Source organism: Aeromonas sp. 601039, assembly GCF_049174415.1.
In the GTDB taxonomy this organism is placed as follows: Bacteria; Pseudomonadota; Gammaproteobacteria; order Enterobacterales; family Aeromonadaceae; genus Aeromonas; species Aeromonas veronii_A.
The window spans coordinates 1-23,811 of sequence record NZ_JAAKTL010000005.1 but is presented as its reverse complement, the minus strand read 5'-3'; the positions used below and the strand labels follow the sequence as shown (position 1 = coordinate 23,811).

General features: G+C 59.9%; 21 protein-coding genes. 8 read left to right on the top strand and 13 right to left on the bottom strand.

Going from position 1 to position 23,811, the window contains the following annotated elements:
• Nucleotides 1-127 precede the first annotated feature (127 nt).
• Entirely contained in the window at nt 128-463 is a 336-nt protein-coding gene (locus G5195_RS06055; RefSeq protein WP_421205075.1) for a DUF3135 domain-containing protein, read from the bottom strand.
• 382 nt (nt 464-845) lie between these two features.
• Here G5195_RS06055 and mog point away from each other — a divergent pair, with 382 nt between their 5' ends.
• Nucleotides 846-1,376: a molybdopterin adenylyltransferase gene (gene mog / locus G5195_RS06050; protein ID WP_005354170.1), complete on the top strand. Its 531-nt coding sequence runs from the start codon at nt 846-848 to the stop codon at nt 1,374-1,376.
• Between the two features lie 83 nt (nt 1,377-1,459).
• Here the strand turns inward: mog and G5195_RS06045 are convergent, their stop codons facing one another.
• From G5195_RS06045 to trmB, 7 genes are all read right to left on the bottom strand, one after another.
• Nucleotides 1,460-1,861, bottom strand: coding sequence for a DUF2541 family protein (locus G5195_RS06045; RefSeq protein WP_129503427.1), 402 nt, complete (start codon nt 1,859-1,861; stop codon nt 1,460-1,462).
• Nucleotides 1,862-2,030: 169 nt separating this feature from the next.
• Entirely contained in the window at nt 2,031-2,240 is a 210-nt protein-coding gene (locus G5195_RS06040) for a YgdI/YgdR family lipoprotein (RefSeq protein WP_129503426.1), read from the bottom strand.
• A gap of 113 nt (nt 2,241-2,353) precedes the next feature.
• Entirely contained in the window at nt 2,354-3,529 is a 1,176-nt protein-coding gene (locus G5195_RS06035; protein ID WP_227342051.1) for a S8 family peptidase, read from the bottom strand.
• Nucleotides 3,530-3,653: 124 nt separating this feature from the next.
• Nucleotides 3,654-4,949 (bottom strand): sulfurtransferase, encoded by a 1,296-nt coding sequence (locus tag G5195_RS06030; protein WP_421235948.1) that lies wholly within the window; start codon nt 4,947-4,949, stop codon nt 3,654-3,656.
• 29 nt (nt 4,950-4,978) lie between these two features.
• Complete coding sequence (gene glsB / locus G5195_RS06025) at nt 4,979-5,899, bottom strand: glutaminase B (protein ID WP_005348151.1); 921 nt, start codon at nt 5,897-5,899, stop codon at nt 4,979-4,981.
• Between the two features lie 122 nt (nt 5,900-6,021).
• Nucleotides 6,022-6,354: a YggL family protein gene (locus G5195_RS06020; RefSeq protein ID WP_005348158.1), complete on the bottom strand. Its 333-nt coding sequence runs from the start codon at nt 6,352-6,354 to the stop codon at nt 6,022-6,024.
• Between the two features lie 50 nt (nt 6,355-6,404).
• Nucleotides 6,405-7,118 carry a tRNA (guanosine(46)-N7)-methyltransferase TrmB gene (gene trmB, locus G5195_RS06015; protein WP_144714313.1) on the bottom strand — a complete coding sequence of 238 codons (714 nt, stop codon included), beginning with the start codon at nt 7,116-7,118 and terminating at the stop codon, nt 6,405-6,407.
• 274 nt (nt 7,119-7,392) lie between these two features.
• On the opposite strand from trmB, the gene G5195_RS06010 reads away from it, so the two are divergent.
• Together G5195_RS06010 and G5195_RS06005 are read left to right on the top strand one after the other, a co-directional pair.
• Nucleotides 7,393-8,460: a M28 family metallopeptidase gene (locus tag G5195_RS06010; RefSeq protein ID WP_144714311.1), complete on the top strand. Its 1,068-nt coding sequence runs from the start codon at nt 7,393-7,395 to the stop codon at nt 8,458-8,460.
• A 205-nt stretch (nt 8,461-8,665) separates the two neighbouring features.
• Nucleotides 8,666-9,847, top strand: a complete 1,182-nt coding sequence (locus G5195_RS06005; RefSeq protein WP_144714308.1) for a PLP-dependent aminotransferase family protein — start codon at nt 8,666-8,668, stop codon at nt 9,845-9,847.
• A gap of 75 nt (nt 9,848-9,922) precedes the next feature.
• Here the strand turns inward: G5195_RS06005 and G5195_RS06000 are convergent, their stop codons facing one another.
• Nucleotides 9,923-11,452, bottom strand: a complete 1,530-nt coding sequence (locus G5195_RS06000; protein WP_421235947.1) for an EAL domain-containing protein — start codon at nt 11,450-11,452, stop codon at nt 9,923-9,925.
• Between the two features lie 252 nt (nt 11,453-11,704).
• Between G5195_RS06000 and G5195_RS05995 the strand changes: the two genes are divergently transcribed.
• Nucleotides 11,705-12,610, top strand: coding sequence for a TIGR01777 family oxidoreductase (locus G5195_RS05995; protein ID WP_216953000.1), 906 nt, complete (start codon nt 11,705-11,707; stop codon nt 12,608-12,610).
• A gap of 126 nt (nt 12,611-12,736) precedes the next feature.
• Here G5195_RS05995 and G5195_RS05990 read toward each other — a convergent pair whose 3' ends face one another.
• Together G5195_RS05990 and G5195_RS05985 are read right to left on the bottom strand one after the other, a co-directional pair.
• Nucleotides 12,737-15,184, bottom strand: a complete 2,448-nt coding sequence (locus G5195_RS05990) for an ABC transporter permease (RefSeq protein WP_227342046.1) — start codon at nt 15,182-15,184, stop codon at nt 12,737-12,739.
• 36 nt (nt 15,185-15,220) lie between these two features.
• Nucleotides 15,221-15,916, bottom strand: a complete 696-nt coding sequence (locus G5195_RS05985; RefSeq protein ID WP_421221847.1) for an ABC transporter ATP-binding protein — start codon at nt 15,914-15,916, stop codon at nt 15,221-15,223.
• A gap of 56 nt (nt 15,917-15,972) precedes the next feature.
• On the opposite strand from G5195_RS05985, the gene G5195_RS05980 reads away from it, so the two are divergent.
• Nucleotides 15,973-16,584 carry an arylesterase gene (locus G5195_RS05980; RefSeq protein ID WP_421203574.1) on the top strand — a complete coding sequence of 204 codons (612 nt, stop codon included), beginning with the start codon at nt 15,973-15,975 and terminating at the stop codon, nt 16,582-16,584.
• Between the two features lie 17 nt (nt 16,585-16,601).
• On the opposite strand, the gene G5195_RS05975 is transcribed toward G5195_RS05980, so the two are convergent.
• Nucleotides 16,602-20,057 carry a NahK/ErcS family hybrid sensor histidine kinase/response regulator gene (locus G5195_RS05975; protein ID WP_421235946.1) on the bottom strand — a complete coding sequence of 1,152 codons (3,456 nt, stop codon included), beginning with the start codon at nt 20,055-20,057 and terminating at the stop codon, nt 16,602-16,604.
• A gap of 215 nt (nt 20,058-20,272) precedes the next feature.
• On the opposite strand from G5195_RS05975, the gene G5195_RS05970 reads away from it, so the two are divergent.
• Genes G5195_RS05970 through G5195_RS05960 form a run of 3 tightly spaced genes read left to right on the top strand, consistent with a single transcriptional unit; the run spans nt 20,273 to nt 22,254 of the window.
• Nucleotides 20,273-20,821, top strand: coding sequence for a DUF2975 domain-containing protein (locus G5195_RS05970; RefSeq protein WP_421235945.1), 549 nt, complete (start codon nt 20,273-20,275; stop codon nt 20,819-20,821).
• A gap of 7 nt (nt 20,822-20,828) precedes the next feature.
• Nucleotides 20,829-21,038 carry a helix-turn-helix domain-containing protein gene (locus G5195_RS05965; protein WP_005348179.1) on the top strand — a complete coding sequence of 70 codons (210 nt, stop codon included), beginning with the start codon at nt 20,829-20,831 and terminating at the stop codon, nt 21,036-21,038.
• A 7-nt stretch (nt 21,039-21,045) separates the two neighbouring features.
• Nucleotides 21,046-22,254: a hypothetical protein gene (locus tag G5195_RS05960; RefSeq protein WP_421235944.1), complete on the top strand. Its 1,209-nt coding sequence runs from the start codon at nt 21,046-21,048 to the stop codon at nt 22,252-22,254.
• A 72-nt stretch (nt 22,255-22,326) separates the two neighbouring features.
• Here G5195_RS05960 and G5195_RS05955 read toward each other — a convergent pair whose 3' ends face one another.
• The gene (locus G5195_RS05955; protein ID WP_421235943.1) at nt 22,327-23,481 is read right to left on the bottom strand and encodes a 3-phenylpropionate MFS transporter; all 1,155 of its coding nucleotides are present in this window, start codon (nt 23,479-23,481) and stop codon (nt 22,327-22,329) included.
• Nucleotides 23,482-23,811 lie beyond the last annotated feature (330 nt).

Here is a 23,811-nt window from a genome sequence, read left to right as displayed (position 1 = left end):
AAAAGAGATTACATCACAAATACATTACGACTAACATTAAAAACCATAACAATCAGGTCGTCAGCAATTCCCTTTATTATGACCTCACCGATTTGGCTGAAATATCAACCAAGGAGTTTCTTGCAGATTATTTACGACGTCGATAGTCCGCCAGACGGATTATTTTACCACTGCCATCGTTTTCAGGCGGAGGCTCTCCCTCTTCTCTGAACTGGATCATTTCGCTGCGCATCAGATAAAAGGATTCCCGCATCATGTTGGCAATCCGGATACAGCTGTCTAGATTGTTTTTAGCCAGCCGACGCTGACCATCAATCTTGAACTGCAATCCGCGCAGACGGCGCTGCTGATCGGGGCTCGCACGGGCCATCAACTGGTCGATCTGCTGCTCCAGGATCGCATCCAGCCGGGAAGGCTCTCTCGCGGCCAACTCCTTCAGGGTGTCAAAATCAGGCAACTCCATATGCCCTCCTCGGCGACTCTTGCTGGCTCCACAACTTGAGGAATCAGCCATATAAAACTTTATATACGACCGAGCGGCAAAGAGCTCACCACACCACTCAGGTAATCGTTATTAAAATGGCAACCATGATGAAAATCATCCATTGAAATAACATGCAGAAACAAACATTTGCTTAAAAAAGAAAGAGCATGCAAAACACTTAGACATTTTAGGCTGCTTTTTTATGTTTTTTATTTCCAATAAAAGCCGGGATAAATTAATTTTGCTTCATTCGACTCTTTATCATCCATAAAATGACCAGTAGCTCCTTCCGACGGTTTAACATATCTCACTGATTATGTTATTTTAATTGCCACTTTTATCGGACATTCAAGAGCAGACCATGAGCAAGGCAAAAATCGGTATCGTCACCGTCAGCGATCGCGCCAGCGCGGGTATCTATGAAGACCTCTCCGGCAAGGCCATCATCGACACCCTGAACGCCTATCTGACATCGGAGTGGGAACCTGTCTATCAGGTGATCCCCGATGAACAGGATCAGATTGAAGCGACCCTGATCCGGCTGGCGGATGAAGAGCAGTGTTGTCTCATCGTCACCACAGGCGGCACCGGCCCGGCCAAGCGGGATGTCACGCCGGAAGCGACCGAAGCGGTGTGTGATCGCATGATGCCGGGCTTTGGCGAGCTGATGCGGGCCGAATCCCTCAAGTTTGTGCCGACCGCCATTCTGTCGCGCCAGACAGCCGGACTGCGCGACGACACCCTGATCGTCAATCTGCCGGGCAAGCCCAAATCGATCCGCGAGTGTCTGGATGCAGTATTCCCCGCCATCCCCTACTGCATCGATTTGATGGAAGGGCCGTATCTCGAGTGCGATGAAACTGTCATCAAGCCATTTCGGCCGAAAAAATAGCAAAGCCGACCATAAAAAATAATGGCGAGCCACGGCTCGCCATTATTTTTAGCTCATCTGTTCGTGCAGACAAAATGCATCGATTATTTACGGCCGAATACTTTTACGCCCGCTTTGCTGCGCTCAGAATTACCGTACACTTCGATCTTTTTCACACAACGACGCGAACCCAGTGATTTCCACTCGGTCTCTTTATCACTGCTCATCTCCCGATCGAAGCGAATGGTTTTGGTACGATCACCACCATAGGTCACCACCACCCGATCCAGGGTCAAATCACGTTCCGCCTTCACCTTGATATATTTGGTCTGACGGCAAATCACCAAAGGAATTGTCGCACCATGATCACCGGCCCCCAGCAAAATAGTCCGCCCCAGCGTGAACTGATCATCGCCAGCATGGCTGGCTGACGCCACCACCAGCAAGACACCACCCAGCAGGGTGCGCGCGGAAAAACGGGAATTCCAGATAGACATCAGGGACATAACACCTCCAATAAAAAACGGAGTGCAATAATACGGGCCGAACCATAACGGAAGCTGTACCCGAACGCGCATTTGCGGCGAAAGAGGGGCGATTGCCTGAGAAAATGGAGGAATTTGCCGGTAAAAATGTGAAGGGCCGCATATTGCGGCCCTGACTGCATATGAGCGCTCAACGCTCCATGATCTGGGTCACATCTTCTTTATTGATCATCACCTCACGCCCTTCATGATCGTAATAGCGATACATACCGGTACTCTCGTCCAGCTTGGGCTTGCTCTCTGTGGTGATCATCTTGCCATCCTTGGTGCTCATGATGTATTGGGAGCTGCATGCTACCAGCCCCAGGGCGCACACCAGGATCATCATCAGTTTTTTCATAGGCGCACTCTTCTCCTTTCACCCTCACCACGAGGGTGTCATATCCAGCCTACTCCAATCCGGCAGGCAGTCGGAAACTTGCACAATAAAGTGAGATCACCATCAAAAATCAGTTACTTGCGACCACCCGGTTTGCCACTGCTACCGGTACCGGAACCACAGCCAAGTGCCAGCCGATCTGCCGCGGCTCTGGCCTGCACCAGACCATAGCCATAGCTGTTGTCCCGTCCGACAGCCCCCAGATCCTGGGCACTGCTGCGCAGGGTCTGGCGCAGTTGATCATTGCTGCACTCCAGCCGCTGTGACCAGGCCAGGGTGGCGACCCCGACCACATGAGGGGTCGCCATCGAGGTACCGCTGTAGCTGGCGTAACCACTCGGCACGGTCGACAGCACAGCAACACCGGGGGCCGCCAGCTCCACCTGATCGTTGCGTTGCGAGAAATAAGCCAACTGCTTGCTGCTATCGATAGCAGCCACGCTCACCACACTGCTGTAAGAGGCGGGATAGGACTTGCTGGTGTTGCCCGCATTGCCCGCCGCCGCCACACTCAACACATTCTGGCTGTAAGCCTGATTGAACGCCTGCTCTTCCGTCTTGCTGGGCACATTGCCCCCTAGGCTCATGTTGATGACCATGCGAGTAAAGCCACGACTGCTCATCCCCTGCTTGCAGGCATTGAGGGCCCCCACCAGGTTGGAGGTATAAGCCCAGCCGTTGGCGCCAAACACCTTGATGATGTGCAGCGGAACACTCTGATTCGGCAAGACACCGACCACGCCCATGTCGTTCCCCCCAATGGCGGCTATGGTGCCTGCCACGTGGGTGCCGTGACCGTTTTCGTCACTGCTCCAGCTGCCAGTACCAGCGTTGTCACTACCCTGCACCTGCGCCCCATGGGGCAGATCCGGGTGATTGCCGCTATAGCCAGAGTCAATGATGCACACCAGCACCTCTCCGGCCATACCATCGCTCAGTTGTGGCGCCTGTACCATGGGAATGCCATAAGGCAGGGTCTCGGCACTGGCATAACGCTTGGCATCCGGCTCCACCCACAGCACGTTGGGGTTGCGCGCCAGCGCTGTCGCTGCAGCAGCTGGCAACCAGAGCGCCAGCGCATGCTGCTCGGGCAGTTGCAGGGCCAGCTCGCCCCCCATCCCTTTGCTTTGGGCCAGCACAGCGGCCTCCGCCCCCGGCTTGAGTTGCACCAGATAACGAGCCCGTTCGGCAGCCATTACCCCCTGTGCCAGTACGCCTGCCACCAGCAGGCCTGTCCATATCCGTCTCATCAGCCACTCCTTCCATCGACCTGATAGCCACCAGCAAAGTGTAGTGGCAGGCTGGCGCAGGTCCGAGCGGATACAAAAAGGCCGGACATCTGTCCGGCCTCTTCTTTCAAGCGCAAGAGCGCAATCATGACTTGGCGGGCTGGCGCTCACCGGTCACGGTCGGGTTCTTGGGATCGGAACTCCACTCATACCAACCGCCGTCGTAGACGCTGATCCGTTTCCAGTCCATCAGCCAGGCGTAGAAGAAGGCCTCGGAGGCGCGCCAGCCGGTACCGCAGTAGAATGCGGCCTGCTGAGTTGGCTCGATGTTCCACTGGTCCCACATGGCGAGGATCTCGCGGGCCGGCTTCATGGTGCCGTCCGGGTTGTGGAAGTCGCTCATGCTGTTGGCATCCACCCCACCGTGACCCCACTTGGCCCCCGGAATATCGCCCTTCGGCTTGATGTAGCTGTAACCTGAGGTGTTGCCGACAAACTCGTCCCAGGTACGCACACTGACCAGTGCGCTATCGGGCTGCTTGAGCAGCTCTTTCGCCTGACTTAGCGTGGTGTAGTACTCGGGGTGAGCGGGAATGGCCACGCCAAACTCCTTCACCGGCTCATATTTGTTGGGCAGGCCGGTTTCGGTGCGCAGGTGCTGGATAAACCAGGCATCCAGGCCACCGTCCAGCAGGCGTACATCTTCCACCCCCGCATACATCATCAGATGCGCGGCACGGGCGGCCGCCATGGTGTTGCGACCATAGAGGATGACGGTGGTGTCGTGACGGATGCCGTTATCCAGCAGCAGCTTCTTGAGTGCTTCGTCAGAGACCTTGTTCCACAGCGGCTCCTCTTCGAGGCTGTTGGTATCGATATAACCGGCCCCCGGGATGTGGCTGATGAGGTAGGCTTTGGGTGAACCCCAATCCACTTCAAACAGCTTCCAGTCCCCCTTGGGCGCCGCGGCAACCGGCTTGCCCTCTTGCAGGTCCGCCAACCAGCGCGGATAGACCAGCTGCTGCCAGCGTGCCAGCGACTCGCGCGGTGCGGCTTGCCACCCTTGCAGCTCGAACAGCTGCTTGATCCCTTGCTTGCGCAGCAAACGGGCCACCTCGGCCACTTCGCGGGACGCACCGTAGAGGGCAACCGGACGATCGGCCTTCAGCCCCTTGATCTCGAGCGCCTTTGGCCACTCTTCATCGCTGTATTTCCACTCGGCAGAGAGGTTCTCGGCACCCGCCACATGGCCGCCCTGCTTCTCCCCTTCCATCGGCCACCCCTGATAGAAGTAGCTGGCGCGGGTATCCAGGATGACCGCCCGTTTGGCCTTGGCATCGGCCAGCGAAAGCGGTGGCAACTCCCCAGCCACGGCGGGCAGGGCACACCAGAGCAGTAAGGTCGCCAGCGCGGCCTGCAGGAAGCGAAGATGTCGTTTCATGGTGATTTCTCGATTCATAGTGAACAAGGTTAAAAAATGGAGCGACCCAGCCGCTCGGCCAGCAGCTCCAGCGCCGCCGTGCCCGCCAGCGAGTTACCGGCTTTGTTGAGCTCGGGCGACCAGACACAGACGCAGAGCTCGCCCGGGATCAGGGCGATGATACCGCCGCCGACACCCGATTTGCCCGGCATGCCGACCCGATAGGCAAAATCGCCCGCCTCGTCATAAAGGCCGCAGGTGGCGAGCAGGGCGTTGACCTGCTTGGTGGTGCGGGCTGGCAACAGTGGCACGCTCTCGCCCAGTGGCACACCACGGTTGGCCAGATAGATGAATGCCCGCGCCAGATCGACGCAGCTCATGCGAATGGCACAGGCATTGAAGTAGCTTTGCAGCACCTTGTCCACTTCGTTTTCGAAGTTGCCATAGGCCTTCATCAGATAGGCGATGGCGGCGTTGCGGGCAGAGTGCTGATATTCGGAGCGGGCGACCACCTGATCCGCCATGATGGCCGGATTGCCGGAAAGACGGCGTACCAGCTCGAGGGTACGCTGACGGGGCGCAGTGAGGCGGGTCTCCAGCAGATCGCTCACTACCAGCGCCCCGGCATTGATAAAGGGGTTGCGGGGGATCCCCTGCTCGAACTCGAGCTGAACCAGCGAGTTGAAGGGCTGGCCGGAGGGCTCCTTGCCAACCCGGGCCCAAATCTCCTCCTCCTGATAGAGGGTGAGTGCCAGGGTCAGGCTCAGGGCCTTGGAGATACTCTGGATGGAGAAGGGTTCAAAAGCGTCACCGGCGGTGAACAGCTCCCCCTCGACGGTACAGACTGCGATACCAAGCCGATCGGCCGGTACCTGAGCCAGTGCCGGAATGTAGTCGGCCACCTTGCCTTGTCCCAGCAACGGGCGCACCTCTTCAAGGATGCTGGCCAGTAATTCGGATGACAACACCATAAGCAATAAGCGATTCCATGACTAAAACAGCGGTGGAGATCCCATCCCCACTGACAAAAATCCCGCCAGCGGCGGGATTTTTCAGTTACCCACAACAAGGCGCCAGATGCGGCAGCCTTGTATCAGGCCGGTTCACCGTACCAGAGGTCGAACAGCTCGGTAACGACCACGGCTTCCATCCCCTTGCCTTCCAGCCAGGATTTGACGGCAGCGCGGTCTTCTTCGGTACACTTGCCCAGTTGCTGGGTGCAGATCATCCCTTCCCAGGCCAGGTGACCGGAGCCGGCAAAAGCCAGTTTACGGGGTTCAACAACCTCATCGATCATCGCATCGACTACCGCATCGATGGTCTCTTCGGCAGTGCCGACCGGGAAGTTGAAACTGATGTCGAAACCCATTTCCTGGAATTCATCGACGCGCAGTTTCTTGCGCAGGCGGCGGCTACGATTGGCCATGATAGCTCCTCAAGTTAGTTGATACGCTAGGTGTGTTGAGACGTGCCAGCTTAGCTGACACGCTTGAAAATCAGATCCCAAACCCCGTGGCCGAGACGGTGGCCACGTTGTTCAAATTTGGTCAGCGGACGCCAGTCCGGACGAGGCACCCAGTTGCCGGTGGCAGAGGTATTCTCGTAACCCTCGGCGGCGCTCATCACTTCCAGCATGTGCTCGGCATAGTTTTCCCAGTCGGTCGCCATGTGGAACATGCCACCGATGGCCAGCTTCTGGCGAATATCCTGGGCAAACGCAGGCTGTACGATGCGACGCTTGTGGTGACGGCTCTTGTGCCAGGGATCCGGGAAGAAGAGCTGCAGGCAGGAGAGTGAGCCGTTCGGGATCATGTGCTCCAGCACCTCGACCGCATCGTGGCAGATCACCTTCAGATTGGTGACGCCCGCTTCCTGAGCGGTACCCAGACAGGCGCCCACGCCCGGGGAGTGCACTTCAATGCCGATGAAGTTTTTCTCGGGGGCATTCTTGGCCATCTCCACCAGAGAGGCGCCCATGCCAAAGCCGATCTCCAGCACCACAGGTGCTTCACGGCCAAACAGTGCGACCAGATCGAGCTGCTTTGGCTCGAAATCGATGCCCATGACCGGCCAGAGCTCTTCCAGGGCCTTCTCCTGCCCTTTGGTCAGGCGGCCTTCGCGACGGACAAAGCTGCGGATCTTGCGCATGAACTTGCCGTCTTCGTTAAATACATCTTGGGTCACAGGCATAATGGTCTCGTTATTTCATCAATCCGGGTAATACATCTTGTGTCCGATCCCTAGCGGGACCGCTCGCGGCTCGGCATTTCATCGACCCGCGAAAACAGGGGAGCGAATTATCCCAAGATAGGCCCAAGGCGCAAGTGTTTCGCGAAACAAATCCCTCATCTCTCTCCATTTCATTGACAACAGTTGACAAATGCCGATCCGTTCACAGAATCGGTCACGCGTCGAGTACATGCTGCCTGCGCAAATAAAACCATACACAACAAAGGATTGCAGTATGAAATACAGAGCATTGGCGTTTGCCATCACCACTTTGCTTGCGGGATGCGACACATCAACAAATGACTCACAAACCCCTGCTGCCGCCGAGCAGGCCTATGAGTATCTGGTGCAGTTGAGCTCAACCGCAGAAGGGATTGGCGCGCGCCCCACGGGGACAGAGGCAGAAACTCGTGCCGCGGCATGGATCCAGGACCATCTGACCGGTTGGGGCTACGATGTGCAACGCCAACCCTTCACCTACACCAAAAGCGGCGCCAGTAAAAACTCCCAAAACCTGATCGCTGAGCTCAAGGGCACAAGTGACAAGGTGATCCTGATCGGCGCCCACTACGACAGTACGGGCGACAAGAAAGGTTCTGAAGGAGCTACCGACAACGGCGCTGGCGTCGCAGCCCTGCTGGCAGTGGCTGAGGCGCTTAAAGGACAAACCTTGCCCTACACGGTTCGCTTTGCATTCTTCGGGGCGGAGGAAAACGGTCTCAACGGCTCCAAAGCCTATGCCGCCAGCCTCGACAGCACCGCCGTCGCCAAGCTGCTGGCGATGGTGAACTACGACACCATCGCCGGGGGCGACATCGTCTACGTCCACTCAGCCCACTCGGACGTCGCCGAATACAACTGCACAGATCCGAGCCGCTACAGCTTCGATCCCAAGGTGCGGGATCGCCTGCTTACCCTCTCCAAACAGACTGCGACCCCGTTTGCCATTCATCCCAGCTACAGCGGTTATCCGGAAGGGGAGACTGGCAGCTGGTCAGATCACGCTCCCTTTGCCTGCCTGGGGGTGCCGATCGCCTACGTTGAAGCGACCAACTTCACCATCAACGGCGCTGATGGCTATGACGGCTACTCCCAAAGCACCAATCCAGCGCTGTGGGACTGCTATGACGCCACCACCAAGAGCGCCTGCGATCGTGACAGCGAAACCCAGTGGGGAAAAATCTGGCACACCCAGTACGACCGCCTCGACAAGATGGCGGAACTATTCCCAGGCAGAGTAGAAAGCCAACTTGGCGCCAACACCGACCTGATGATCCGCTTCCTCAAGGAACCGGGTTTGTAAGGTCAGTTGCTTGTCCACAAAACAAGATCGCCCTAACTCATTTCAATTCATGGGAGCCACACGGGCAGGTAAAATTCGGGCAGGTGCCAAACCTGCCTTTTTTGGCGATTTTTGTGACAATCATTGCCTCATTTCTGAAATCTGATACAAACGGATAACCTGGCGGTCGAATGGAGCGACCGCCCACATGCCGAGAGAATTGTCTATGCAGCCGTTTTTTGCCCAGCGCTTCGAGAAGGTTGAACCTTCCTTTATCCGTGAAATCCTCAAAGTTGCCGCCAATCCGGAGATCATCTCCTTCGCTGGTGGCCTGCCCAATCCCCACCTGTTTCCGGTCAAGGCGATCGATCAGGCCTGTCAGGATGTGCTGCGCGAGCAAGGGGCTGCCGCCCTGCAATATGCGGCGACCGAAGGCTTCGCCCCGCTGCGCCAATATATTGCCGACCGCTATCTGACCCGCCACGGCATGCAGGTCAATCCGGACAACATCCTCATCACCAGCGGCTCCCAGCAGGCGCTGGATCTGCTGGGCAAGGTGCTGATCGACGAGGGTCAGGATCTCATCATCGAAGAGCCGGGTTACCTTGGCGCCATTCAGGCTTTCTCTGTCTATCAACCCACCTTCAAGCCGATCACCCTTGAAGAAGAGGGTCTGGATCTGGCGGCGCTGGATGCGCTGCTGGCAAGCGGATCCAATGCCAAGCTGCTCTACGGCGTGCCCAACTTCCAGAACCCGAGCGGTGTCTCCTACAACCGTGCCAACCGCGAGGCACTGGCCGAGCGACTGGTGCGCCACGAGCTGTTGATGGTGGAAGATGATCCCTACGGCGAGCTGCGCTTCGAAGGGGAGCATCTGCCCCCCATTGCCAAGCTGGCGCCAAACAATACCGTGCTGCTCGGCTCGTTTTCCAAAACCGTGGTGCCCGCCTTCCGTCTGGGCTGGATGCTGGTGCCGGAGTGGCTGCGCAAGAAGGTGACCATCGCCAAGCAGGCCACCGATCTGCACAGCAACGCCTTCAGCCAGCAGGTGCTGCACCGCTTCCTGACCGACAATTCACTGGATGCCCATCTGGAGAAGATCAAGGAGGTCTATGGTCGCCAGCGTGCTGCCATGGAGGCTGCACTGGCCCGTCACTGCCCGCCCGGCGTCAGCTACACCAGACCGGAAGGGGGCATGTTCCTCTGGCTGACTCTGCCAGCCCACATCAGCGCCATGGCCCTGTTTGATGAGGCGATCAAGGAGAAGGTAGCCTTCGTGCCCGGCGCCCCCTTCTATGTACGCCCCGAAATCAAGAACACCCTGCGCCTGAGCTTCTCCTGCGTCGATGAGGCGACCATCGAGGAGGGGGTCAAGCGGCTGGCCCGCGCCCTCCAGCGGATGCTCTGAACGCCCAAGCCAAACCGTATTAACAAAAAACCAGCGAGCGCTCGCTGGTTTTTTTTATGCTCCCCATTCACCCGTTCAGCCAAACAGGGTCTTGCAAAACTGCTTCATCGGAATGGGGCGGCCGTAGCGATATCCTTGCAGATAGTCAACGTGGCGAGCCCGCAGGTAGTCCGCCTGCGACTGCTTCTCGACCCCCTCCGCGATCAGGATCAATTCAAGTCGCTTCGCCAGATCAATCACGTTTTCAACGATATGGCTGGAGAGTGCATCCGTACCGATCATCTCTACAAAGCTACGGTCAATCTTGATTGCATCGACCTGAAAGTGCTGCAGATAGGTCAGACTGGAGTGACCGGTGCCAAAGTCATCGATAGCGATCAACACGCCCAGTTTGCGCAACTCGGCAAACATCCGGGCGGTTGTCTCATCAGCCACCAGCAGCTCCCGCTCCGTCAGCTCCAACCCCAAATCAACGGGATTGTCCTTAAACGCGTCGAGAAAGGCCTTGCAGTCAGCCAACAGGTCGAGATCCTGGAAGTGCTTGGCGCTGATATTGAAGCAAAAATGAAACTTTGCCGGCAGCTTGCGGGCATAAGGGGAGAAGTGGTCACGCACCTCGGCCATCAACAGGCTGGTCATGGGCACGATCAGGCCGCTATCTTCCGCCAGCGGGATAAAGCGATCCGGCGAGATCATCCCCTGCTTGGGATGCTGCCAGCGCATCAGCACCTCACAGCCACGCCACTGCTCATCCTCACCGGAGACCACCGGCTGCAGGTAGGGGATAAACTCCTCCTCGATCAACGCCCGCTTGAGCTCCTCCGCTGGTGAGCTGCTACGCCCCATCAGCCTGAAGGTGCCGAATCCAATCAGCAGCGCCAGCAGTGGAGAGAGGATCAAGGTATCTCTGGAGTAGCGCCATGCGTGGCTCAAGTAATCATGCACCGTGATCCGGGTGACGACCTGATAGGGGAAATCGGCCGAAGCGAGGGCAATATAACCCTCTTCTGCCGGAGAGGGCGCCGCCCCGAACTGACCTGAGCCAAACAGTGCCCTCTGCCCCACCACCAGAGCCATCGGGGAGTTCTTGCTGGAGATCTCCAGGGTATTGCGCAGGTAGTAGCCATCCACACCGATCAGCACACTCCCCTTGTCCGTTTCGTGGCGCAGCACGATCAGGGGGCGATCCGGTGTGACCTCATTGCCTGGCAGCAGTTGCAGCCTGCCATCCACATAACTGTCAGGGTTGAAGGGGCCATCGTAGTCACCATAGAGCGAGGTGCAATAGATACGATTTCCTATAGCCAGATTGGCAGAGCGGACATCAGGCACAGTGGCCACCTGTTCGCGCAGCAGTTGTGCCGCCTCCTTGCAGGGGTGACCAAGCATCCCCTCCACATTGATGGCCGCTTGCCGGGCATGGCCGATGGAGCGATCAAACATCATCCGGGCATGCTGCAAGCGTGAATCAGAATCATGCTCTATCTCGGTCACTGTCTGCCAGATAACGGCAACAACCCCCAGCAGCAGGATCCCGCCCCCCATCAGTAGTGCCACCAGAATCCTCGAGTAAAGCTGGCGAAGTTTCAAACGACGAAATGGCATGGCGGCCTCTTTGATGCTCGGATGGTGGGTGACAGCCCCGGTGGACAGGCGAAAGGGTCGCCATAATAGCGATTGAACAACAAATGTCCACCCGACAAAAATCAATCAATTCAAACTATTGTTCAACAATATGTCGCAAGAAGAGGATAGAGTTAACATCAGTCGAATGAACAAAACGTGTCAAACTCGTCCACTTGTTGAAGGAGGACGACGCCATTAGAGTAGAGCAAACGGCAGCAGGAGCGTGCAACGATGAAGATTCTGATTACCGGAGGAACCGGCTTTATCGGCCGCAAGCTGGTTGCCCATCTCAAGGTCAATCACGAGGTCGTGGTATTGAGCAGGCAGGGGAGCCGCGCCTACTCCCTGCTCGGTCACGATATCAAGGTATTGGATAACCTTGACCGGCTCGATGACCTCAATGACGTGGACGCAGTGATCAATCTGGCGGGTGAACCCATCGCCGCCGGACGCTGGAGCGAATCGCGTAAACAGCTGCTCTGCGACAGCCGCTGGCTGCTGACCGAGCAGCTGGTTGATCTCATCAAGCTCTCCACAACGCCGCCCAAGGTGCTGATCAACGCCTCCGCCATCGGCTGGTATGGCAGACAGGGCACCGAAACCCTCGACGAGCAGTGCCGCTCTCCCAACGACGAGTTCACCCACCAACTCTGCCAACAGTGGGAGACCCTGGCACTGGAAGCACAAAGCAAGCAGACCCGGGTCTGTATCGTGCGGATCGGGCTGGTGCTCGGCATGGATGGGGGAGCGCTACCCAAAATGCTCCCCCCATACCGACTCGGACTCGGCGGCCCCATGGGGTCGGGCAGCCAGATGATGAGCTGGATCCATGTGCAGGATCTGGTGCGCGCCATCCTGTTCATACTGGAGCACGAAGAGTGCAGCGGCATCTTCAACGGCACTGCGCCCCATCCGGTCAGCAACCGGGAGTTCAGCCAGACCCTTGCCACCACGCTGCACCGTCCACACCTCTTCTTCGTCCCGGCGCCGCTGTTGCAACTGGTGATGGGGGAGGCGGCAGATCTGCTGCTGACCGGACAAAAGGTGATACCAGTTCGGCTACAACAGGCCGGTTTCCACTTCAGCTATCCCGAGCTGCCGAGTGCCCTCGCCAATCTGCTGCGCGAGCCCCGCTAACTCACACCTGTTCGCTGCGTCCACTCGTCAGCACCTCGCATAGCAAGCAGCCCGACCAAGGCCGGGCTGCTTGCTTATTGCGGCTGCGCTATTGCACCTTGTGTGTATCGGCTCGCGCTGGCCGGATTACAACAGTCCCTGACCCAGCCCCCGCAGCCGATCGCTCAGGGTGCCAGCCAGCAGCTGGCGCTGCATCCCCTGCCCCGCCAGCGTCACCAACAGCGCCCCCAGAGTCGGCAGGCCAAGCCAGATGGCCCAGTGGAACTGCCACACCCCCTCGAACCACCACCACTGCAGGCCAAAGGAGCAGAGCTCCACCACCATGGCGGCGCAGAGCCCCGCCAGCGCACCACTGGCCACCAGCTCCCAACGCAGCATCTTTTTCAGCAGTTCGCTGCTGGCACCCAGGGTGCGCATCAGCAGCAGTTCGCGCCGACGCTGAGCCATGCTGGCTTGGGTCTGGGTCAGCAGCACCAGCAGCGCGGCCACTGTCACCAGCCCCAGCATCAGCGCCAGTGCACGGCTCACCTGCTCCGATACCTGAGTGAGCCGCGCAATCAGGTCATCCACATCGATAAGACTCACCGTGGGGTGGCGGCGGATCAACTCCACCTCGGCAGTGCGCCCCGCCTCGGGCAGCCGGTAGCTGCCAAGCCAGGTACGGGAGAAGGGTGCCAGCAGATCCTCGGAGAAGATCATGTAGAAGTTGGGGCGCATATTGTCCCACTTGATGCTGCGCAGACTGGTGACCCTGGCGCCGAAGCTGCGCCCCTCGATGGTAAAGGCGAGCATGTCCCCCAGCTTGATATCGAGCCGCTTGGCCAACTCGCTATCCACCGACACCTCGCCGGACCCGGCAAGCCACTTCCCGGCCACCAGCTTGTTGTCGGTTGGCAGGGTAGCCGTGGTGGTGAAGTTGAGCTCCCGATCTACCCCCTCGCGGCCACTGCTGGCCCCCTCGCCCACCGCCTCACCGGCAATATGGGTCAGCCTGCCGCGCACCATGGGATAGAAATCGGAGGTGGTGGCCCCGGCCGCCGCCAGTTCGCTCAGGATCCCCTCCCGTTCGTTCTCGGTCACATTGACCAGAAAACGGTTGGGTGCATCAACGGGGAGACGGGCCGAAAACTCATCCAGCAGATCGACCCTGGCCGCCCAGAGCAAGCCAAAAAGCATCAATGCCAGCGCAAAGCCCGCCAACTGAAACAGGCCGCTGCTGCGCTCGCGCGACAGGTGGGCCAGAGCCAGCCGCAAGGCATGAGGCCCGTTCACTCTTGCTCCCAGCCGCAACATCAGCGCCGCCAGCAGGGCCAGCAGCCCCATCAGCAAGCCCATACCACCGACCAGACCCAGCGCCAGCCGCACATCGGCGGTAAAGCCCCAGACCAGCGCAAACAGCCCGAGCAGACCGACCGGCAGGGCCAGCCAGGGGGGAATCCCCGCCTCCAGCTCGCGACGCAACACCCGTAGCGGCGGCACCTTCAGCAGCCGCAAGAAGGGCACAAAAGCGAGCAGCAGGGTGATAAAGAGCGCCACTGCCACGCCCAGCACAAAGGGGCGCCAAGAGGGGGGCGGCAGATCCGGCGGCAGCAGGTCCCCCAGCAGTTGCAAGGTGATCCACTGCATGGCAGTGCCCGCCACCAGACCCAGCAACGCGCCGATCAGCGTCAACGACAGCAGCAGGGTTCCCATCAGTTGCCAGAGCGAGCGACGGGATGCCCCCAGGGTTTTGAGCAGCGCCACCATATTGGTCTGGCGCTCGGCAAAGTGGCGCACAGCGATCCCCATCGCCAACGCCCCCAGCAATACCCCGCTTAGGGAAGCAAGCCGGAAGAAACGCTCGGCATTGGCCAGCGAGCGGCCGACACGGGATTCGCTGTCATCCGGTTTGATCCACTTCTGTCCGGCCTGCAACTGCGGCAATAGCCACTGTTCGTAACGAGCAAGCGACTCTCGCGGCCCCTTGAACAGATAGCGCCACTGCTGGCGGCTGCCGGGGAGCAGAGCGCCGGTCGCCTCGATATCAGCGCTATGGATCAGTGCACGCGGCGCCAGCAAGAAGGGGCTGAAACCCTGATCCGGTTCCTCGCCAAGCAGACCGGCCACCTTGAGCACCGTATTGCCCACCTCCAGCTCATCCCCCGTTTTGGCCTTAAGCAGCTGCATCACCCGGGCGGAGAGCCAGATCTCGCCGGGGGCCGGGGCGCGGGCAGGTTCCAGAGTGAGCTTGCCATAGAAGGGAAAACCATCGGGCACCGCCCGAATGGAGGCGAGCTGCAACGCATCGCCATGAAACAGCATGCTGTTGAAGCTGACGGTGATCTGCACCGCCAAGCCATCCTGTTTCGCTCGTTCCAGCCAACCATCCGGCAGGGCGGCGGCGGTGCGCAGCACCCGATCCGCTCCGATAAAGTCGCGGCCAGACGCCTTGAGTCCGGCATCGAGCCGATCCGCCACCAATGCCACACTCAAGACACACGCCACGCTAAGCGCAAGCGCCAGCACAAACCAGCGCAGCTCGCCGCTGAAACCTTCCCGACGCAGCAGTCGCCATCCCAATCGCCACGGCATCATCCCTTGCATCTCCCGCCTGACCCGCAGATCACCCCGTTACACCACATCATGGGCCACCTCGAGATCCAGTCTGCCCGCCGTCATGACCAGTTGCCGCTGGCAACGCTCGGCCAGCTGATGATCATGGGTCACTACCACTAGCGTGGTGCCGTGCTTGCGATTGAGTTCAAACAGCAGCTCGATCACCTTCTCGCCGGTCTTGCTGTCGAGGTTGCCGGTCGGCTCGTCTGCCAGCAGCAGGCTGGGACGGGTCATAAAGGCGCGAGCGATGGCCACTCGCTGCTGCTCGCCGCCAGAGAGCCGTGGCGGCAGATGGTGCAACCGCTCGCCAAGCCCGACAGCCGCCAACAGCTCGCGGGCTCTCGGCTCGCAGTGGCGCTCGCCACGCAGCTCGGCAGGCAGCATCACATTCTCCAGCGCAGTCATGGTCGGGAGCAGCAGAAACGACTGGAACACAAAACCGATCTGTTCGGCGCGCAATCGGGCCCGCCCCTCTTCATCCAGCTCGCCAAGGGATTTGCCGAGGATCTCGATCTCCCCCTGACTCGGCAGATCGAGTCCTGCCAGCAATCCCAGCAGGGTGGACTTGCCGGAGCCTGAGGCGCCGACCAGGGCCACCGTCTCGCCGCTATTGACTTGCAAATCGATCCCTTCAAGGATGGTGAGGCTTTCCTGGCCGAGGCGAACCGATTTGCCGAGGCCCTTGACGACAATAATGGGGGTTGAACTCATGCTCTGTATCCTTTGTTCCAATCCCTTGATGACAATCCATAGCGGGAGTTGAATTGATGGTGCGTATTCTGTTTGCCTTTTTGGTTGGCCTCGGCAGCCTGCTCTCGTCGGCTCAGGCCCAGACCCTGCTGGTGCTGGGAGACAGCCTGAGCGCCGGCTATCAGATGCAGGTTGAGCAGAGCTGGCCTGCCCTGCTCAACCAGAAATGGCAGGAAGAGGGGGGCAAACACACCCTGCTCAATGCCAGCATCAGCGGTGAAACGACACAAGGGGCGCTGGCCCGTCTGCCCGCTCTGCTGAAGGAGCACAAGCCGGACTGGCTTCTGATCGAACTGGGGGGCAACGATGGCCTGCGCGGCTTCGCGCCGACCATTACCCGCCAGAATCTGGCCAGCATGATCGCGCTCGCCAAGGAGCAGCAGACCCGTGTGGTGTTGACCCAAATCCAGCTGCCCCGCAACTACGGTGCCCGCTATCTGCGCCAGTTCGAACAGATCTTTCCCGAGTTGGCCCAGGCTAACGATCTGCCCCTGCTACCCTTCTTCATGGATGATATTGCGCTGCGCCCTGAACTTATGATGAACGATGGTATTCATCCCACCCCTGCGGCCCAGCCCAAGATCCGCGACAAGGTAGCCGGTTTTATTGAGCCCCTTATGGAGCCATAAGAAACATCTCCCCCTGTTTAACTCAGCAGCAGGCTGTTCATCAGGGCCCGCAGTTTGAGTGGTTTGACCGGTTTGCTGATGTAGCCATACCCCCGCTCGCGGATCTGCGCCTGCAGCTCGCTCTTGCGATCGGCGCTGATGATGATCCCTCCCAGTTCATCGCTACACACTCGTTGCAGCGCAGCGAGCGCCTCCAACCCGGTCTTGCCATCGTCGAGGTGGTAGTCAGAGAGCACCAGTCTCGGTACAAACCCCTCCGCCACCAGCGCCTCGGCTTCGGCCAGATCGACGGCGCAGCGCACCTCGCAGCCCCAACGGCAAAGTAGGGTGCTCATGGCGGTCAGAATGTCCCGCTCGTTGTCGATGCAGAGCACGGCCACCCCCTCCAGCTGGCTGTCGCGCGCCACCGGCGCCGCCAGCTGATGGGCCGTGACCGGCCGGGTCGCCAGATTGAGGGTCACCGCAAAGACCGATCCCTTGCCCGGCCAGCTCTGCAATGTGAGCTGATGACCGAGCACCTGCGAGATGCCACGGGCGATGGCGAGCCCCAGACCCAGCCCCTGCTCCTTGGCGGTGCGGGAGTGATCGAGGCGGGAGAACTCGTCAAAAATAGCCTCCTGCTTGTCCTGCGGGATGCCGGGGCCGTTGTCCCATACCTCGATGCGGATCTTCTCCCCCATCCGGCGACAACCGAGCAGCACCCGGCCACCCGGGTTGTAGCGAAACGCATTGGTGAGGAAGTTCTGCAGCACCCGACGCAGCAGCCGCACATCGCTGTGTACCGCATGCTTGCTCTCCACCACCGAGAAGTGGATCCCCCCCGCCTGCGCCAACACGCCAAACTCAGCCTTGAGGTTGTCGAGCAGATCGCGCAGGGCAAAGTCGAGCTTCTTGGCCTTGAACTTGCCCGCTTCGAGCCGCGAGATATCGAGCAGATCGGTGATGAGATCCTCGGTCGCCCCCAGCGCATCGTCGATATGGCGGGCGATGCGGGCCTGCTCGCCAGCATCGGGCAACATCTCCAGCAGGGAGGAGGTAAACAGCTTGGCTGCGTTGAGGGGCTGGGTCAGATCGTGGCTGACCGCCGCCAGAAAACGGCTCTTGGATTGATTGGCCCGCTCCACCTGCTGGTTCACCAGCAGCAGTTGGCGGTTGAGTTCGGAGAGCTCACGGGTACGCTCGGCCACCCGAGCCTCCAGATGTTCGTTGGCTTCACGCAGCACCCGCTCCGCATCGCGAAACGGGGTAATGTCGGTAAAGGTCATGACAAAACCGCCGGCGGGCATGGGGTTGCCCTGCATCTCAATCACCCGCCCGTCCGGGCGCTCCCGCGCCGAGATATGGGCGCTGCCGCGCTTCATAAAGGCGACCCGCCGCGCCACGTGCTCCTCAATATCGCCGGGGCCACAAAGCCCCTGCTGGGCGTTGTAGCGGATGATCTCCTCGATGGGACGCCCTGCCTGAATAAGCCCCGGCGGATAGTGGAACAGCTCGATGTAACGGCGGTTCCAGGCCACCAGCCGAAGTTCCCTGTCCACCACCGATATCCCCTGCCCGATATGCTCGATCGCCCCCTGCAGCAGGCCGCGGTTGAAGCGAAACACGTCGGAGGCCTCATCGACTATGGTGGCGATCTCCTCGAGCTGCATGTTGCGCCCCTGCAGGGCAGAGGCGAGCACCAGCCGCGCCGACGAAGTGCCAAATACCCCCGCCAGCAGCCGCTCGGTGTGGGCAATCAGTTCGGCCGAAGCCTGCATCTGGGGCGCCAGGGTGCCGCCCCGCTCACCGGCGAAACGACCAAAGGCGCGTTTGACCCGGCTTGAGCCGACGAAGCGGGCCGCCAGCATCTCCAGCTCCTTGACCGAGACCCGCGCCTGATAGAGGGCGGCGGTATCGCGGCTCGGCTTGCCGACAAAGTTCGCGGCCTGCAGCCGCTCGCTCACCGCCGGACGGGAGAGCAGGGAACCGGCCACATAGCCGAGCAGGTTGAAGAGCAGGCTCAGGAAGATGCACCAGGCCCCGAGACTCAGCTCGCGAAACGCGGGCCAGTCCGGCGGCGCCAGCAGCTCGGCCAGCGGTGAACCGGCCAGCAGCCCGCTCTCCACCAGCAGAGTCACGAACCAGAGGCTCACCCCGAGGCTCAACCCAAGATAGACCCCCTTGCGATTGCCGTGACGCCAGTAGAGACCGAGCAGCAGGGCTGGCGCAAACTGTGCCACCGCGCCAAAGGAGAGATAGCCGATGCGCGACAAGCTGGTGAGATCGCCGAGCCACAGGTAGAGCCCCCAGGCCGCCAGCAAGATCAGCAGGATGGCGCCACGGCGCACCTGCAACAGCAGCCGCACCAGCCGCTCGTCGCGCCCCTGCCGCCAGAAGCGGCGCAGCAGCACCGGCAGCACCAGATCATTGCTCACCATGATCGCCAGCGCGATGGTGCAGACGATCACCATGCCGGTTGCCGCCGAGGTGCCGCCGAGAAACGCCAGCATCGCCATGCCATCGAACCCGAGGGCCATCGGCAGACTGATCACATAGGTATCGGAGGCCATGTCGGCCCCGACCCACTGCTTGCCCGCCAGCGCCAACGGCCAGATAAAGAGCCCCATAACGAACAGGTAGAGCGGGAAGATCCAGCGCGCCCAGTGCAGATCCTGCCCCTGATTGTTCTCCACCACAGTCACATGAAACTGGCGCGGCAGGCAGATGACGGCGCACATCGCCAGCACCGTATAGATGGCAAGCTCCAGCAGGTTGCCGGGGCTCACCGCCATCACCTGCGCAAAGAAGTCGCGGGTCACCTGTTCGTGAGCCTCGCCCGGTTTGCTCAGGATCAGCCAGAGGGCGAAGCCCCCCACCGCGATAAAGGCCAGCAATTTGACCACCGACTCGAAGGCGATGGCCACCACCATCCCCCTGTGGTGCTCGGTGGCATCGAGATGGCGAGTACCGAACAGGATGCTGAACAGCGCCAGCAGCAGAGTGACCCCGAGCGCCAGCTCGCTGGTATTGCTGGTCGGGCTGATGCCGCCGCTGTTAACCATCAGCAGATCCAGCCCGGTGACGATGGCTTTAAGCTGCAACACCAGATAGGGGAGGATCCCCATGATGGCGATAAGGGCGATCACCATGGCGAGCCGCTGGGATTTGCCGTAACGGGCGGCGATAAAGTCGGCGATGGAGGTGATGTGCTCGCGCTTGGCCACCAGAATAAGGCGGGCCAGCAGCCGCCAGCCAAACAGAAAGACCAGCATGGGGCCAAGGTAGATGGGCACCGGCGACCAGGGGGATTCACTCGCCTGCCCCACGGTGCCGAAGAAGGTCCAGGAGGTGCAGTAGACCGCCAGCGACAGGCTGTAGAGCAGCGGTTGCCCCTTGAGACGGTGCCGTTTGTGCTTGTCTGCCACGAAGGCGATCAGAAACAGCAGCCCCAGATAGGTGAGCGACAATCCGATCAGCAGCCATCCCTGGTGCATCGATAACTCCTTGTCCATGTTGAGTTTTTGTATACAACCTCGCCAGTCTAGAGAGGCTGCAGCCAAAAGTCATCCCCTTCGGACAGATTGAAATTATCGTTTTTCAATAAGTTTTATCTTGACTGTATATCGCAAAACAATAAACATTGCCGGTGTGAATATTGATAAACGATAAACTTTACCTTTCAGATAAAACCATCACAGTGAGGAATGAGATGATCTCCAACAAACTCGAACGCTCGAGCATGCTGATCGAATGGCTGCTACTGCTGGCACTGCTGGCGACCCCTTTGATCACCTTGCTGGAGGTGTGGACCCCCTTCGGTGGCGCCGATTTTCTGCAGGAGAAGCTCAACACCATCTTGAGCCGCCCCGGCATCAATCCTGCCGACTATCCCCTTCACTTCTCCACCCGGCTGTTCGGCACCCTGGTGCAGCTGTTGCCGGATCTGGTCTTTATGATGATGCTCTGGCAACTGCGCCAGCTGTTTCGTGGCTACCGCGCCGGTCTGCTCTTCACCTTCGAGCAGATCCGCCGCTATCGGCAGATCGGACTGCTGCTCTGTACAACCTTCCTGGTCGAATTGATCCTGACCCCCTTGCTGGATACGGTGCTCACCATGAGAGGCCCGGAAGTACTCGGTACCATAGCGCTGAGTACCTCAGATTTCCGGGTACTGCTGGCGGGACTGATCGTACTTGCGCTGGCACTGGTCATGCGCGAGGCCAAACTGCTGGCCGATGAACAGCAACTGACGGTGTGAGGATCCTATGCCCATTATCATCCGACTCGATGCCCTGCTGGCCGAGCGTAAAATGACCGCCCGCGAGCTGGCCCAGCGCATCGACATCACCGAGGCCAACCTCTCGATCCTCAAGAATGGCCACGCCAAGGCGGTGCGCTTCTCCACTCTGGAGGCCATCTGCCGTGAACTCAATTGCCAGCCCGGCGATCTGCTGGGCTACGAGCAGGAGCGCTAACCCTCTTATGAGTCGCCATATCACCCTGTTTGCTCTGTGGCTGCTGCCGCTGTGGGCCTGCGCTGGCAATGACGCGAGCGGCCCCCGCTACCTTATCGAGCAGGGCGCCAGCGCCAATGTGCTGCAAGTGCACCTCACCATGCAGGGCAAGCCCCCTTTTACCCTGCTCCCCGCCCGCCAGTTGCCGGGCAGTGCCGCGCCGGTTTCCCCCGCGCTGGTCTGCCTTGCAAACAACCAGCCGGTTGCCCTCAACCAGCCCTTCTCCTGCAAGGAGATCGGCTGGCAGATCACGCTCACACCGGCTCCGGCAGAGGGTGCTGATGCCTCGGCCCAACAGTCGCTGCTGTTTGCTCCCAATCAGTGGCTATTGACCGAGTGGGGTAACTTTGTGCGCCAGATGGGGAGTCGCCAAGGAAAGGTTTGTCTGCCGGATGGCAGCTGCCAACCGTTGCCGGATGTCAACCAGCCACCGCTGATCCTGCCATTTGGTCTGCAAACTGTGCCCGTCACCAAGCCAGATCCGCGGCTGGTGCTGAGCCATGACGAGACCGCCAACCAGCTCGATCTGCCGGCCTTGCAGCAACAACTGAATGAGATCATCGACTATCTGGCCTTCCAGCTCGATGTGGATCCACCCACTCATCCATGGCAACTGGTGTGGCTGGGGCGGGATGTGGCGACCCGCTCCCTTGGCGGCGCCGCCGGGGATCAGGTGTTTGTCGCCAACTACCCCACCGAGGCTGGCAAACCGACGCCACAGACCCCCTTGCGCCTGCTGCGCACCTCAGCCCACGAGGCGGTGCATATCCTCAGCGCTCGCCATACTGCGCCACAACCCACCTGGGTCAACGAGAGCCTCGCCGAGTACCTCGCCATCAAGGCGTTGCGCCGCTTTCGGCTGCATCAGGTCACGGCGGTCAACGAGCTGGCCGAGCGGGGCAAACAGCTACCCCATAGCGAGAGCGGCCTCTATCGGGCCGCTCGCGAGGTGCTGGCGGGCGATCGCTCCTACTACCCGCTCTTTTACGTCAAGGGGAGCGCCTTCTGGGAAGCGCTAGAGCGGGAGCTGCAGCACAATGACGTGACGCTGGCGCAACTGCTGCCCCAACTGGGCTGGCTACCGGATGGTCGCTTTGATGCCGCCTCCAATGAGCTGCTTGCCGGCACCATCGGCTCGGATACCTGGCGCCGTCTCAGCCGCCTCTATCTTGGCTAGCAGCAGTAACGCCGCAAACTGCAACAACGAAAAAGGGAGAGCCGTGGCTCTCCCTGTTCAGATGTGCATTTCTCAGGCCGGAGCCCTCTCCTGCGCAGACGGCGCAAAGGGGCGCAGCCGCAGGAAGAAGACCGGCAAGACCACCAGCACCATCAGGAAGAAGATGCCGCCGCCGAGAGGCTCGAACAGCACGCCGCAAAGTGCCATCAGAGCCGCTACCGTCATGCCAAGACCCAACGCAGCGTAGAGGGACTGGGTCGGGATCAACTGCTCGGCCGGTAGCTGGCGGGTCATGAAGCGCACTGCCCCGAGATGGCTCACCCCGAACGTCACCGCGTGGAGCAGCTGCCCCAGCACCAGTACCCACAGCTCGGTCGAAGCCCCCAGCAATACCCAGCGCACCACACAACCGATGGCTCCGGCGATAAAGAGGCTCTGCGCCCCGAGGCGCTGCAGGAAGCGCTTGTCGGCGGCGAACATGCAGATCTCGGCCACCACCCCGATCGCCCAGAGGTAACCGATGATGGTGCCGCTATACCCTTGCGCCTTCCAGTAGATGGCACTGAAACCGTAATAGGCAGCGTGGCTTCCCTGCAGCAGCGCGGTCAGCAACAGGAAGCGGCGCACCGGCGCGCTGCGCAGGGTCGCCAGCAGGGATGCCTTGGCGCGCTCCCCCTGCACATCCTGTGGCGCGGGACTAAGTGGCAGCCAGCTGAGCAGCAGCATCAGCACCAGCCCCGCCACCATGGTGTGCAAAATCCAGTCGCTGCCGAAGTTGCCCACCAGCGCCCCCACCAGAGTCGAGGCAACGATAAAAGCAAACGAACCGCACAGCCGCACCTTGCCGTAGTCGATGTGAGCCTGCACCACCATGCGGGTTGCCAGTGCCTCACCCACCGGCATCAGGGTCGGGTAGATAAAGTTGGCAATCAGGGTGAGACCGACCAACCACCAGAGGTGATGGCTGAGATAGAAGCCAAGGAAGGCGAGCAGACTGAGCAGAGATAACAATCGGGTAACCGGCAGCAGATGACCCGCCCCCTTGATCTGCCCCATCACCATCAGGTTGCCGGCAAAGCGGATCGCCATCCCCACCCCCAGCAGGAGACCAATCATCTCGGCGCTGACGCCCACCCCCTCCAGCCAGAGCGACCAGAACGGCAAGTAAGCGCCGTAGACAAAATAGAAGGCGCCGAAAAAGAGCGCTAACCAGGAGAACGCGGGCATAGAACCTCTACAACCGAATGACGGGAGCAGAATGATAACCCATCCTCCCCCGCAGATCCCGATGGAAACCCCGCTAAGAAAACGAAAAAACTTCAATAAAATTGAACTATTACCGAAGAAGCGGGGTCTACTTGGTAACACCTCCTCCTGGTTAGTGTTGCAATCCTTCCACCCGCCCATGGCGGGTTTCTTTTTTTGCGACGGCCAACCTGGCGGATAATTTGACCATCGTCACAAATAATAGGGTAGCTAGTGTAGTGGTCTAATCATCCCGGACACCATTTTAGGTGGTACAGTCGCCACCATGACCTGAGGTGTTCAATGACAAGA

What these genes read in the sequence shown, in the direction of transcription:
- G5195_RS06055 (WP_421205075.1), bottom strand. Translation starts at nt 463, where the DNA reads ATGGAGTTGCCTGATTTTGACACCCTGAAGGAGTTGGCCGCGAGAGAG.
- mog (WP_005354170.1), top strand. Translation starts at nt 846, where the DNA reads ATGAGCAAGGCAAAAATCGGTATCGTCACCGTCAGCGATCGCGCCAGC.
- G5195_RS06045 (WP_129503427.1), bottom strand. Translation starts at nt 1,861, where the DNA reads ATGTCCCTGATGTCTATCTGGAATTCCCGTTTTTCCGCGCGCACCCTG.
- G5195_RS06040 (WP_129503426.1), bottom strand. Translation starts at nt 2,240, where the DNA reads ATGAAAAAACTGATGATGATCCTGGTGTGCGCCCTGGGGCTGGTAGCA.
- G5195_RS06035 (WP_227342051.1), bottom strand. Translation starts at nt 3,529, where the DNA reads ATGAGACGGATATGGACAGGCCTGCTGGTGGCAGGCGTACTGGCACAG.
- G5195_RS06030 (WP_421235948.1), bottom strand. Translation starts at nt 4,949, where the DNA reads ATGAAACGACATCTTCGCTTCCTGCAGGCCGCGCTGGCGACCTTACTG.
- glsB (WP_005348151.1), bottom strand. Translation starts at nt 5,899, where the DNA reads ATGGTGTTGTCATCCGAATTACTGGCCAGCATCCTTGAAGAGGTGCGC.
- G5195_RS06020 (WP_005348158.1), bottom strand. Translation starts at nt 6,354, where the DNA reads ATGGCCAATCGTAGCCGCCGCCTGCGCAAGAAACTGCGCGTCGATGAA.
- trmB (WP_144714313.1), bottom strand. Translation starts at nt 7,118, where the DNA reads ATGCCTGTGACCCAAGATGTATTTAACGAAGACGGCAAGTTCATGCGC.
- G5195_RS06010 (WP_144714311.1), top strand. Translation starts at nt 7,393, where the DNA reads ATGAAATACAGAGCATTGGCGTTTGCCATCACCACTTTGCTTGCGGGA.
- G5195_RS06005 (WP_144714308.1), top strand. Translation starts at nt 8,666, where the DNA reads ATGCAGCCGTTTTTTGCCCAGCGCTTCGAGAAGGTTGAACCTTCCTTT.
- G5195_RS06000 (WP_421235947.1), bottom strand. Translation starts at nt 11,452, where the DNA reads ATGCCATTTCGTCGTTTGAAACTTCGCCAGCTTTACTCGAGGATTCTG.
- G5195_RS05995 (WP_216953000.1), top strand. Translation starts at nt 11,705, where the DNA reads ATGAAGATTCTGATTACCGGAGGAACCGGCTTTATCGGCCGCAAGCTG.
- G5195_RS05990 (WP_227342046.1), bottom strand. Translation starts at nt 15,184, where the DNA reads ATGATGCCGTGGCGATTGGGATGGCGACTGCTGCGTCGGGAAGGTTTC.
- G5195_RS05985 (WP_421221847.1), bottom strand. Translation starts at nt 15,916, where the DNA reads ATGAGTTCAACCCCCATTATTGTCGTCAAGGGCCTCGGCAAATCGGTT.
- G5195_RS05980 (WP_421203574.1), top strand. Translation starts at nt 15,973, where the DNA reads ATGGTGCGTATTCTGTTTGCCTTTTTGGTTGGCCTCGGCAGCCTGCTC.
- G5195_RS05975 (WP_421235946.1), bottom strand. Translation starts at nt 20,057, where the DNA reads ATGCACCAGGGATGGCTGCTGATCGGATTGTCGCTCACCTATCTGGGG.
- G5195_RS05970 (WP_421235945.1), top strand. Translation starts at nt 20,273, where the DNA reads ATGATCTCCAACAAACTCGAACGCTCGAGCATGCTGATCGAATGGCTG.
- G5195_RS05965 (WP_005348179.1), top strand. Translation starts at nt 20,829, where the DNA reads ATGCCCATTATCATCCGACTCGATGCCCTGCTGGCCGAGCGTAAAATG.
- G5195_RS05960 (WP_421235944.1), top strand. Translation starts at nt 21,046, where the DNA reads ATGAGTCGCCATATCACCCTGTTTGCTCTGTGGCTGCTGCCGCTGTGG.
- G5195_RS05955 (WP_421235943.1), bottom strand. Translation starts at nt 23,481, where the DNA reads ATGCCCGCGTTCTCCTGGTTAGCGCTCTTTTTCGGCGCCTTCTATTTT.